Source organism: Paraburkholderia sp. XV (assembly GCF_020177535.1).
Lineage (GTDB): Bacteria > Pseudomonadota > Gammaproteobacteria > Burkholderiales > Burkholderiaceae > Paraburkholderia > Paraburkholderia caribensis.
The window spans coordinates 1-11,829 of the sequence record NZ_JAGUUD010000178.1; the positions used below are offsets into that span (position 1 = coordinate 1).

An 11,829-nucleotide genomic window follows, 5' to 3' on the forward strand; every position below is an offset into this window, starting at 1 on the left:
CCCGCACAGGGGCGACGCGTGAAGCGAGCTAACGAATCGCGGATGCCAGCGAAAGAAAAGCAAAAGCAAAAGCAAAAGCGAAAGGATGCGAGCGCAAGACCCACGCAACCCACCCAGCGTCGCAGACAAACCAAAACGCAAAAACCAAAAACCAAAAACCAAAAAGCCGATACTCAGATCGAGCACCGGCCAGGTAAAAAAAACAAAAACCAGGGAATCCAGAAGGGGAGCACCCCCTTCGCAAAAAACTCACATTCCGAATGCAGGAACCCGCCCATCGGGCCCATAAAGCGCCCCCCGCTCGGGCCCAACCGCAACGTTCAGCGCGGCGAGCGCCCGCCGGTTGTACTCCATTCGAGTCCGAATCAAAGCACCATTCGTGGTATTAAACCGCCGCGCCCGCTCAACAGCCTTCTGCAACAAGGACCACTGCGTCGCAAGCCGCGAATCAGCTGCCACCGCCAGCTCCATCCCCTTCCATCCGCCCGGATACCCCAACTCCGCCAGCTGCGAATCCCGCGCCTTCTCCAGCGTCGAGAGCCGCTCCACCAACTCCATCTTCTTTTCGACGATGGGCGGGAGCGTGTCGATGGGATGCACCGTGGTCAGCGCCTTCTCCTCTGCAGCGAGGACGGAAGCAAACAGCTCCACAGCGGAATATTCGTCAATGACGGTGGCAAGCAGGGCGTCTTTCATCACAAAGCAACTCGCTAGGCACCGGCTCGCGCATCACGCAAACCGGATTTGTCACAATTACCGCCCGACACCCGCCGCACCGTCCATCGGTGCGTCCATCAGTTGCCGGACGACTGGCTCTTCTTCTGCAACAGGTCGCGCGCCGTCGCCAGCACGCCATCGGCGATCTTGCCGGAGTCGATCGTCAACGTGCCGTTCTTGATCGCCGACTTGATCGACTCGACATGCGCCGTGTCGATGTCCGACGAACCGGCGCTCGCGAGGCTGTGCAAATGCGACGACAGCCCCGACAGATTCACATTGGCGTCGCCCGACGCGCCCGTGGCCGTCGACGTCGCCGTGCCTGCGCCGCCCGTCGTGGCGGCCTCGCCTTGCTGCGTGCGCTGCAGCCCGTCTTTCAACGTCTGCAGGCCTGAATGGGTAGTGGAATCAACTTTCACGATTGGCTTCCTGAACGATTTGAATGAATTAACGGCATCCATCCCTCGAACTTTAGGTCAGCCGATCCGGTACGTTTTTCAAGTTGTAACCACTGGTAACACCCGTCAGAGCTGGATCACGACGGTTCCGCCGTCCTTCACGATGCCCTGGATGATCTGCCCATTCGCCGTCTTCACCCGCACCGGCTGACCCGGCGACGCGTTGTTCATCGCGCTGCCTTCCGCCGAAATTGCAAAATTGGCACCCTGCGCCACCACTTTCACCGACTGCCCGATCGTCACCGAGTCCGCGCTCTTCAGCATGTCCCGCCGCAGCGGCAGCCCCGCCGACACACGCATCAGCGACACGGCGCCGACAGCCTGCGCCGGGTCAGTGATCACGGCTTGCGGCAGCATCGTCAGATCGCCGTCGCGCGCGATGAGATCGGCGGCGGACAGCAGTTCGCCCGGCGCAATCGAGCGCGAGGCAAGAAAGTAGGTCGCGTGAATCGACACCTTGGCCTGCAGATACAGCGTCCACGGACGTTCGCCCGAGCAGCGCACGCCGACAGTGGTGCGGCCCCAGACGCGCGCGCCCGTCGGCAGGAACGGCTCGAGCGTGGTGCATGCGGCCAGGCCGCGCGGAAACACTGTCGCGACGCTGATGTCGACCTTGCCCGGTAATCCTGCCGACTGCTGTTGCAAATACGCGAGTGCGGCGCGGCGGATCGATTCACCGTCCTGCTGTCCGGGGGGCACGGGCGCAGCCGGTTGCGCGGCGGCCTGCGCCTGAGCCGGTGCGGCCGCCGCGCCGCGCAACTGCGCCGCTGCGGCAATGCCGGCAGCGGGATTCGCCGCAACCGGTTGAACACCCGCCGTGGGCCGCACGGCGGCCTGAGCCGGCGCAACCACCACGGGCATCACCTGACGCGATGCCGGTTGCAGACTCACGCGCATCATGCCCGGCGCGCCCGCATTCATATTGGCGGGCCCAACGGCCATGGCGGGCACTGCGGCAACACCTTGCTGCGCCGGCGTCTCGGCCGCGCCGGGAATCACGATCGCGCCATCCGCATGCGCGGCTTGGGCGAAACGGTCCGCCTCGCTGCGCGGATTCGCGGCAAGCGTTGCGGGCGCAACCATCGGAGCAGGCGCGCTCGCGCGCGGTGCGGCGGCCGGCGCAGGCGTGTTGATCCTCTCGGCCATCGCCTGAAGATCGGCGGGATTCTTCTCGCCGGGTCCGGCAATGACGATCGGTCCGTTGTTCTCTTGCGCATGCGCCACGGATGCGGCCGCGCAAGCGCCGACCAGCGCCATCGCCGACAGCGTCCGGGCAGCACGCGCGCTCTTACGGCGAGCTTTGCGTGAAGCGTTGACGGGCAAGGGCATGGTCTGACTCCTTCGTTGATGCATGGGTACGAATCGCATTCTAGAGATCGCGCCTGCGGTGCAAACGGTGAATAGAGGCGTCCTTCCCCGGCTATTCGTCCGATTAAGACTTGCGCACCGCCCGCACAATTCACCACATGCAAAAAGGCCATCCCGGCCAGCGCAGGCAAAACGCCTCTTGTCGAACAAGGCGGATCGGCGGTGCGAAACGGGAAGCCTCGGACCGTTCCACGGAGAACCCAATGCTGGACAAACTCGATGCCGAATTTGCCTTTGGCCGCCAGGCGCTCGACGTGCGCGCCTATCGCCAGGAACTGCTGTCGTCGAACATCGCGAACTCCGATACGCCTGGCTACAAGGCGCGCGATGTCGACTTCGGTTCGGCGCTCGCGGGCGCGCTGAAGAAAAGCGGCGGCTCGACGGCGGGCGCCTCGAACAACGCGCCGCTCGCGATGACGCAGCCAGCGGGCGTGTCGCAAGGCATGTCGATGGCCGCGACAGAGCCGGGCCACATGACGGGCAAGGCGCGCCTCATCCCGACGGGCGGCCCGGCCGACGACTTCGGCAAGGTCGCCTACCGCATTCCGTCACAGCCTTCGCTCGACGGCAACACGGTCGATCTGGACGCCGAGCGCGTGCAGTTCGCCGACAACTCGCTGCACTTCGAGTCCGGCATGACGGTGCTGTCGCAGCAGATCAAGTCGATGCTGTCGGCGATCACGTCGAACGGTTAAACGACATTGCGCCGCCTTCCATACAGAGGGCAGCGCGCTGGACCAACGCTAAAAACTGACAACGCTACGGGATTAGACGCCGGCACGCCGGCAAGAGAGGTCGAAAAGCCATGCCATCCCTGATGAACATTTTCAACGTCGCCGGCTCGGCGATGTCCGCGCAAGCACAACGCCTGAACGTGACGGCGTCGAACCTCGCGAACGCCGACAGTACGACGGGCCCCGACGGCCAGCCGTACAAGGCGAAGCAGGTGGTGTTCGCCGTCAACCCGATCGGCGGCGCGCGCACGGGTTCGGGCCAGCAAATCGGCGGCGTGCAGGTGACGGGCGTCATCGACGACCCGACGCCGATGAAAACGTCCTACGACCCCGGCAACCCGGCCGCCGACGCAAACGGTTACGTCCAGATGCCGAACGTCGACCCGGTGCAGGAAATGGTCAACATGATTTCGGCCTCGCGCTCTTACCAGGCCAACGTCGAAACGCTCAACACCGCGAAACAGCTGATGCTGAAGACGCTCACGATCGGAACCTGAGGAGAGTTTCCTTGACTACGCAATCCACAATCGGCAACAACGGCGCGACTGTTTCGCAGACGTTGCTCGACACGATGAACGGCACGGGCAGTGCGTCGTCGAGCTCCTCGTCTTCCAGCGCGACGTCGGGCAGCGACCTGCAGAACACGTTCTTGCAGCTGCTCATCGCGCAGATGAAGAACCAGGACCCGACCAACCCGATGGACAGCTCGCAGATGACCTCGCAGCTGGCCCAGATCAACACGGTGACGGGCATCGCGCAGCTGAACACGTCGCTGACTTCGCTCGCTTCGCAACTGACCACCAACCAGCAGACCCAGGCCGCGAACCTGATCAGCTCGACGGTGCTCGCCCCGGGCGACAGCTTCTCGGTGGCGTCGGGCAAGGCGACGGGATTCGGCGTCACGCTCGCGAACGACGCGACGGACGTGCAGGTCACGGTCAAGAACTCGGCCGGGCAGATCGTCAACACGATCGACCTCGGCAAGCAGTCGGCAGGCACGATTCCGATCGGCTGGACGCCCGTCGACAAGGCCGGCAACGCGCTCCCCGACGGCAACTACACGTTCACCGCAAGCGGCACGACGGCAGACGGCACGTCCAGCCCGGCCACGCTGTCGGCGGCCACGGTGCAGGGCGTCATCAAGCAGCCGGACGGCTCGCCGGGCCTCGTCCTCTCGAACGGCAAGACGGTCGGCCTGACGTCGATCGCCGCCATCATCTAAACGCATTCAGCATCAGCAGATACGGAGACCGTCATGGGTTACCAACAAGGATTGAGCGGACTGGCAGGCGCGTCGAGCGACCTCGACGTCATCGGCAACAACATCGCCAACGCGAATACCGTCGGCTTCAAGCAAGGTGCTGCGCAGTTCGCGGACATGTACGCGAATTCGGTCGCCACGGCCGTCAACAACCAGATCGGTATCGGCACGCGCATGTCGGAAGTCGAGCAGAACTTCTCGCAAGGCACGATCACCAACGACGACATCGCGCTGCACGTCGCCATCAACGGCAACGGCTTCTTCCAGATGTCGAACAACGGCTCGGTGACCTACTCGCGCAACGGCGTGTTCCAGCTCGACAAGAATGGCTACATCGTCAACGCCGACGGCCTGAAGCTGATGGGCTACGCGGCGAACGCGAACGGCGTCGTCAATACGGCGGGCACCGTGCCGCTGCAGGTGCCGACCGCCAATATTCCGCCGACGGCCACCAAGGGCATCACGGCGGGCCTGAACCTGAACGCGCAGGACAAACTCGCGCTGGGCACGCCTACCGCGACTTTCGCCGGGACCAACACGGGCACCCTGACGAACAACGGCGTGTCGATCACGGACGGCACGCAGGGCACGAACGCCAACACATACACGGTCAGCTTCACCAGCCCGACGGCGTACACGGTAACGGGCAGCGACGGCTCGAGCGTATCGGGCACGTACTCCGCCAACTCGCCGATCAAGCTCGGCAACGGCGAAACGATCACGCTCGCCGGCACGCCGGCCACGGGCGACTCGGTAACGGTCACGCCGACGCCGCTGGCCTTCGACCCGAACAACAGCGCGACGTACACGTACTCGACCTCGGTGCCCGTCTATGACTCGCTGGGCGGCAAGCAGCAGGTCGACATGTACTTCGTGAAGACCGCGGCCGGTTCGTGGGACGTGTATGCAGGCAAGGACGGCAGCGTCCCGACCAGCAAGATCGGCACGGCTAAGTTCGACACGTCGGGCAATCTGGTCAGCACGCTCGACGCGTCGGGCAACCCGACTTCGACGCTGTTCGCGTTCAACTTCTCGATCCCGAACTCGGACGGTTCGGCGACGCCGCAAGGTCTGACGCTGAACATCGCGGGCACGACGCAGTTCGGCAGCAAGGACGGCGTCAACTCCCTGACGCAAGACGGTTTCGCGGCGGGTCAGTTGACGAGCTTCTCGGTCGGCGCCGACGGCACCATCACGGGCAACTACTCGAATAACCAGACGGCGGCGCTCGGCCAGGTCGCACTGGCGACGTTCGCGAACCAGAACGGCCTGATCAACCTCGGCAACAACCAGTTCCAGGCAACGGCTGCTTCTGGCGTCGCCGTGATCGCGGCGCCCGGCTCGACGAACCACGGCGTGCTGCAAGGCGGCGCGACGGAAAACTCGAACGTCGACCTGACGAGCGAACTGGTGAACCTGATCACCGCGCAACGCGATTACCAGGCGAACGCGCAGACGATCAAGACCCAGCAGGCCGTCGACCAGACGCTGATCAACCTGTAATAGCTGACGCACCGACACCATCATGGACCGGCTCATATACACCGCGATGTCGGGCGCGACCCAGGCGCTCGAACAGCAGGCCGTGGTCGCGAACAACCTCGCGAACACCTCGACCACGGGCTTCAAGGCCCAGCTCGCGACGTTCCGCGCCGTGCCGATGGCGTTCGGCGACGGCAGCACGATTCAGGACGACACCACGCGCACTTTCGTGCTGTCGTCGACGCCGGGTGCGGACTACACGCCCGGCCCGATCCAGCAGACGGGCAATCCGCTCGACGTCGCCATCCAGGGGCCGGGCTGGCTGTCCGTGCTGACGCCCGACGGCCAGGAAGCGTACACACGCGCAGGCAACCTGCACGTCGACGAAAACGGCCAGCTCGTGAATGCCAGCAACATGCCCGTGGTGGGCGGCGGCGGCCCAGTGTCGATTCCGCCCGGCGCGCAGGTGACGATCGGCAAGGACGGCACGGTATCGGCGTTGATGCCGGGCGACCCCGCCACGACGATTGCGCTCGTCGATCAGCTGAAGCTGGTGAATCCCGCTCCCGGCGCGCTCACGCGCGGCAACGACGGGCTCTTTCACACCAGCGACGGCAACCCCGCCGATGCCGATCCCAGCGTGGTCGTCGCGGCAGGCGCGCTCGAAGGCAGCAACGTGAACCCGGTGTCGGCGATGGTCTCGATGATCACCAACGCCCGTCAGTTCCAGATGCAGACCAAGATGATCGAGTCCGCCGACCAGAACGAACAGTCGGCCAACAAGCTGCTGAACTTCAGCTAATCGCGACGCAGATTTAACGGAACGCAGAACGCGCTTCCACGGAGAGAAACAAGTGAACCGCTCACTCTATATCGCCGCCACGGGCATGAATGCGCAACAGGCGCAGATGGACACGATTTCGAACAACCTCGCGAACGTCAGCACCAATGGCTTCAAGGGCTCGCGCGCGGTGTTCGAAGACCTGCTGTATCAGACGATCCGCCAGCCGGGCGCAAACTCGACGCAGCAGACCGAGCTGCCGTCGGGCATCCAGCTCGGCACAGGTGTACAACAGGTTGCGACCGAGCGTCTGTACACGCAGGGCAACCTGCAGCAGACGGGCAACTCGAAGGACGTCGCGATCAACGGCCAGGGCTTCTTCCAGGTGCAGATGCCGGATGGCACGACCGCGTACACGCGCGACGGCTCGTTCCAGACCAACGCACAGGGCCAGCTCGTCACGTCGAGCGGCTACCAGGTGATGCCCGCGATCACGATCCCGCAGAACGCGACGTCGCTCACGATCGGCAGCGACGGCGTGGTGTCGGTGACGACGGCAGGTTCGACGGCGACCACGCAGATCGGCTCGTTGCAGGTCGCCACGTTCATCAACCCGACCGGTCTCGATGCGAAGGGCGAAAACCTGTTCGCGGAAACGACCTCGTCGGGCACGCCGAACGTCGCGACGCCCGGTCTGAATGGCGCTGGCACGCTGAATCAGGGTTACGTCGAAGCATCGAACGTCAACGTCGTGCAGGAACTGGTGAACATGATCCAGACCCAGCGCGCATACGAAATCAACAGCAAGGCCGTGACGACCTCCGACCAGATGCTGCAGACACTCAGCCAGATGCCCGTTTAAGCAGGCTGATAGTCGGAAACACTTAGGCGGTAATCAAGATGTCGCACTTCATTCGAACCCAGATTCCTCTGCGCAGCGCGCGGGCCGTGTCGATGCTCGCTGGCGCTGGCGTGCTCGCAGCCGCGCTTGGCGGTTGCGCGCTCGTGCCGAGGGAGCCGATCACCCAGCAACCGATGACGGCCGTGCCGCCGCCGGCGCCCTCGCTGCAAACGCCCGGCTCGATCTACAACCCGGGTTACGCTGGCCGGCCGCTGTTCGAAGACCAGCGTCCGCGCAATGTCGGCGACATCCTGACCATCGTCATCTCCGAAAACATCAACGCGACGAAGTCGTCGGGTGCGAACACGAACCGCAACGGCGAGACCAAGTTCGGCGTGCCGACGGCGGGCTTTCTCGGCGGTCTGTTCGGCAAGGTGAACCTCGACGCGACGGGTGCCAACACGTTCAAGGCGACGGGCGGCGCCAATGCGTCGAACACATTCAACGGCACGATCACCGTCACGGTGATCGGCGTGCAGCCGAATGGCAACCTTGTCGTGAGTGGCGAAAAGCAGATGCTGATCAACCAGGGCAATGAGTTCGTGCGTTTCTCGGGTGTCGTCAATCCGAACACGATCAGCAGCCTGAACGCGGTTTACTCGACTCAGGTCGCGGACGCGAAGATCGAATACTCGGCCAAGGGCTATATCAACGAATCTCAGGACATGAGCTGGCTGCAACGATTCTTCCTCAACGTCGCGCCGTTCTGATCATGCGTACCTTCTCTTTCCTCCGCCTGACGTCCGTTGCCGGTTTCGCCGCGCGCGCGTTCGCCGTGGTCGCGCTCGCGTGCGCCGCGCTGCCCGTCACGACGCACGTCGCCCATGCGGAGCGCCTGAAGGACCTCGTGCAGATCCAGGGCGTGCGCGACAATCCGCTGATCGGCTATGGCCTCGTCGTCGGTCTCGACGGCACGGGCGACCAGACCACGCAGACGCCGTTCACGACGCAGACGCTCGCGAACATGCTCGCGAACCTCGGCATCTCGATCAACAACCAGCAGGCGGGCTCCAACAACTCCGGCTCGTCCTCGCTGTCGAGCATGCAGCTGAAGAACGTCGCCGCCGTGATGGTAACGGCGTCGCTGCCTGCCTTCGCGCGGCCCGGCGAAGCAATCGACGTGACGGTCTCGTCGCTCGGCAACGCCAAGAGCTTGCGCGGCGGCACGCTGCTGCTCACGCCGCTCAAGGGCGCGGACGGCCAGGTGTATGCGCTCGCGCAGGGCAACATGGCCGTCGGCGGCGCGGGTGCCAGCGCGAACGGCAGCAAGGTCCAGGTGAACCAGCTTGCAGCGGGCCGCATTACGGGCGGCGCGCTCGTCGAGCGCGCGGTGCCGACCACGATTTCGCAGGCGGGCACGATGCAGCTCGACCTGAACGACATGGATTACGACACGACGCAGCGCATCACGTCCGCAATCAACAACGCGTTCGGCTTCGGCACGGCGGTCGCACTCGACGGCCGCACGATCCAGCTGCGCGCGCCGACCGATCCGGCGCAGCAGGTGCAGTTCATGGCGCAGTTGCAGAACCTCGACGTGAAGCCCGCGCAGGCGGCCGCAAAGGTGATCCTGAACGCGCGCACGGGTTCGATCGTAATGAACCAGATGGTGACGCTGCAGACGTGCGCCGTGGCGCACGGCAATCTGTCCGTGGTCGTCAACACGCAGCCGGTGGTGAGCCAGCCGGGCGCGTTTTCGAACGGTCAGACGGTCGTTGCGCAACAGTCGCAGATCGCGCTGAAGCAGGACAACGGCGCGCTCAAGATGGTGAGCGCGGGCGCGAACCTCGCGGACGTCGTGAAAGCGCTCAACGCGCTCGGCGCGACGCCCGCCGATCTGATGTCGATTCTCCAGGCCATGAAGGCAGCAGGTGCGCTGCGAGCCGATCTCGAGATCATCTAAGGAACAACAAGAATGAACTCCGACACGACGCGCAACGCCGCAAACGACCTGACCAATCGCTTCGCTCTCGACACGCAGGGCTTCGATGCGATGCGCGCGCAGGCTGCGGCGAATCCGCGTGAAGCGATGAAGTCGGCTGCCAAGCAGTTCGACGCCGTTTTCACGCAGATGATGCTCAAGAGCATGCGCGACGCGACGCCGTCCGACGGTCCGTTCGATTCGCACGACACGGCGACCTTCACATCGATGATGGACCAGCAGCTTGCGCAGCAGATGTCGTCGAAGGGCATTGGTGTCGCCGACGCGATGCTCAAGCAGTTGATGCGCAACTCCGGCATGTCCGCCGACGATGCGAACGCGGGCAACAACGTCGCGTTGAATGCGCTGGCGAAGGCGTACGCGAACCCGGCGAACAACGGTGCGCTGAAGATGGGCCGCGGCTACTCGGCGAACAGCGCGTTGACGCCGCCCGTGCGTGGCGACGGCTCGTCGGACAAGGTGGACGCATTCGTCGACAAGCTTGCAGCGCCCGCGCAGGCCGCGAGCGCCGCGACGGGCATTCCGGCGCGCTTCATCATCGGCCAGGCCGCGCTCGAATCGGGCTGGGGCAAGCGCGAGATTCGCAAGTCGGACGGCTCGACGAGTCACAACATATTCGGCATCAAGGCCACCGACGACTGGAATGGCAAGACCGTCGCGACGGTCACGACCGAGTACATCAATGGCCGCCCGCAACGCGTGGTCGAGAAATTCCGCGCGTACGATTCGTACGAGGAAGCGATGACCGACTACGCGAGCTTCCTGAATTCGAATCCGCGCTATGCGCAGGTGATCAATTCGTCGCGCGACGTGAACGGCTTTGCGCAGGGCATGCAGCGCGCCGGATACGCGACCGATCCGCACTACGCGAAGAAGCTCATTTCGATCATGCAGAAGATGGTGTGATGCGCGCGAGCGCGGCGCGTGCCGCGTTCGTTCTGGTCACTCGCCCTCGACACGCAAATCTTCAACGGCTCATGCCGGCGACAGGGCCTTGTCGCGCCATACTCTGACGAAACCGCCGGCAGGGCGGCTGACTCGAACCGCATGGCTTCTCGTTTTTGTCTTTTGTCACTTTCGGACCGCGAGCAGAATTCGCGTATCCTGTCTTCGTTGCGGTGTCAAACGTTTGCGGAAAATATTTCGTAAAACCGGTCTAAACTTTGGGGCGACGCTGCCGCTAAACAGTCAGACCCGATACCGGAATGGTGTAAGGAATTCCGGACCCACGCGTGTTTCGCGACGTAAGCCGGCCGTGCCGAGCCCCGGGCCGGCGGAGCGTTCGCGAGGTGCCCGCAAGAACGAAGAGAAATTGGCAAGGCCATGAATACCACCCAGTCGAATGGTGACAACCGCGAGATGGAAGGCGTCGACTTCGGCCGCCGCAATCCGCTTGAGATCGGTGTGCAACTGCGCAATCTGCTTAATCGCGGCGATTTTCTGACCGTGCAGTACAAGGGCGGCCAGCTTGTGACGAAGATCCTCGAAGTGGACGTGCGGGAGCGCACCTTCACGTTTGACTGGGGCGCGCTTGCCGAGCAGAACCGCGGGCTGCTGACTTCGCCCGAAGGGCATTTCCATGCGACGCCGGACGGTGTGCGTGTCCACTTCGTGACGCAGACGCCGCGCGAAACGACGTTCGAAGGGCGGCCTTCGTTCGAGGCCAATTTTCCCGAGGTTTTGTATTACGTGCAGCGGCGCGAGTATTTCCGTGTCGATGCGCCGTTGCTCGATCCTTATATTTGCCGTGGGCGCTTGCCGGATGGTGAGGGGTTTCGCTTCGAAGTGCAGGATCTTTCGCTTGGCGGCATGGCGATGCGGACGAGTGATGAGCGTGTGTCGACGCTCGAGCATGGGGTGCAGTTGCTGGATACGGAAGTCATCCTTGGGTCGCTCGGGACGTTGCGGCTGGATCTTGAGTTGATGTCGAATCGGGCCGTCGATTTGCCTAATGGGACGCAGCGTTACACGCTTGGGTTTCGGTTTTTGTCCCTGCCGGGGAATGCTGAGAATACGCTTCAGCGGTTGATTACTCAGCTTGAGATGAAGAGGCGGTCGTTGGTGCGGGCTTAAGGTTTGGGTTTTGGGTTTGGGTTTTGGTTTGTCTGCGACGCTGGGTGGTTTGCCGGCCTTTTCGCTGGCATCCGCGTTACGTTAGCTCGCTTCACGCGTCGCCCCTGTGCGG

General features: G+C 63.7%; 13 protein-coding genes. 10 read left to right on the forward strand and 3 right to left on the reverse strand.

The window, feature by feature from the left end:
* Nucleotides 1-249 precede the first annotated feature (249 nt).
* From KFO72_RS39450 to flgA, 3 genes are all read right to left on the reverse strand, one after another.
* Nucleotides 250-696 carry a flagella synthesis protein FlgN gene (locus tag KFO72_RS39450; RefSeq protein ID WP_035991474.1) on the reverse strand — a complete coding sequence of 149 codons (447 nt, stop codon included), beginning with the start codon at nt 694-696 and terminating at the stop codon, nt 250-252.
* Nucleotides 697-794: 98 nt separating this feature from the next.
* Entirely contained in the window at nt 795-1,136 is a 342-nt protein-coding gene (flgM, locus tag KFO72_RS39455) for a flagellar biosynthesis anti-sigma factor FlgM (RefSeq protein ID WP_054929261.1), read from the reverse strand.
* Nucleotides 1,137-1,241: 105 nt separating this feature from the next.
* Nucleotides 1,242-2,504: a flagellar basal body P-ring formation chaperone FlgA gene (flgA, locus tag KFO72_RS39460; protein ID WP_225034342.1), complete on the reverse strand. Its 1,263-nt coding sequence runs from the start codon at nt 2,502-2,504 to the stop codon at nt 1,242-1,244.
* Nucleotides 2,505-2,746: 242 nt separating this feature from the next.
* On the opposite strand from flgA, the gene KFO72_RS39465 reads away from it, so the two are divergent.
* From KFO72_RS39465 to KFO72_RS39510, 10 genes are all read left to right on the forward strand, one after another.
* On the forward strand, nt 2,747-3,238 hold the full coding sequence (locus KFO72_RS39465) for a flagellar basal body rod protein FlgB (RefSeq protein WP_054929259.1): 492 nt from the start codon (nt 2,747-2,749) through the stop codon (nt 3,236-3,238).
* 110 nt (nt 3,239-3,348) lie between these two features.
* Nucleotides 3,349-3,774, forward strand: a complete 426-nt coding sequence (flgC, locus tag KFO72_RS39470) for a flagellar basal body rod protein FlgC (protein ID WP_042316746.1) — start codon at nt 3,349-3,351, stop codon at nt 3,772-3,774.
* An 11-nt stretch (nt 3,775-3,785) separates the two neighbouring features.
* Complete coding sequence (locus KFO72_RS39475) at nt 3,786-4,499, forward strand: flagellar hook assembly protein FlgD (RefSeq protein WP_054929258.1); 714 nt, start codon at nt 3,786-3,788, stop codon at nt 4,497-4,499.
* A 33-nt stretch (nt 4,500-4,532) separates the two neighbouring features.
* Nucleotides 4,533-6,041, forward strand: coding sequence for a flagellar hook protein FlgE (locus tag KFO72_RS39480; protein ID WP_054929257.1), 1,509 nt, complete (start codon nt 4,533-4,535; stop codon nt 6,039-6,041).
* A 22-nt stretch (nt 6,042-6,063) separates the two neighbouring features.
* Nucleotides 6,064-6,822: a flagellar basal-body rod protein FlgF gene (gene flgF / locus KFO72_RS39485; RefSeq protein ID WP_054929256.1), complete on the forward strand. Its 759-nt coding sequence runs from the start codon at nt 6,064-6,066 to the stop codon at nt 6,820-6,822.
* A gap of 52 nt (nt 6,823-6,874) precedes the next feature.
* On the forward strand, nt 6,875-7,663 hold the full coding sequence (gene flgG, locus KFO72_RS39490; protein ID WP_035991488.1) for a flagellar basal-body rod protein FlgG: 789 nt from the start codon (nt 6,875-6,877) through the stop codon (nt 7,661-7,663).
* A 38-nt stretch (nt 7,664-7,701) separates the two neighbouring features.
* Nucleotides 7,702-8,412 carry a flagellar basal body L-ring protein FlgH gene (gene flgH, locus KFO72_RS39495; RefSeq protein ID WP_054929255.1) on the forward strand — a complete coding sequence of 237 codons (711 nt, stop codon included), beginning with the start codon at nt 7,702-7,704 and terminating at the stop codon, nt 8,410-8,412.
* A gap of 2 nt (nt 8,413-8,414) precedes the next feature.
* Nucleotides 8,415-9,605, forward strand: coding sequence for a flagellar basal body P-ring protein FlgI (locus KFO72_RS39500; RefSeq protein WP_060599546.1), 1,191 nt, complete (start codon nt 8,415-8,417; stop codon nt 9,603-9,605).
* Between the two features lie 12 nt (nt 9,606-9,617).
* Nucleotides 9,618-10,550 carry a flagellar assembly peptidoglycan hydrolase FlgJ gene (gene flgJ, locus KFO72_RS39505; protein WP_225034343.1) on the forward strand — a complete coding sequence of 311 codons (933 nt, stop codon included), beginning with the start codon at nt 9,618-9,620 and terminating at the stop codon, nt 10,548-10,550.
* Between the two features lie 417 nt (nt 10,551-10,967).
* Nucleotides 10,968-11,717 (forward strand): flagellar brake protein, encoded by a 750-nt coding sequence (locus KFO72_RS39510; protein ID WP_054929252.1) that lies wholly within the window; start codon nt 10,968-10,970, stop codon nt 11,715-11,717.
* The last annotated feature ends 112 nt before the right edge of the window (nt 11,718-11,829 follow it).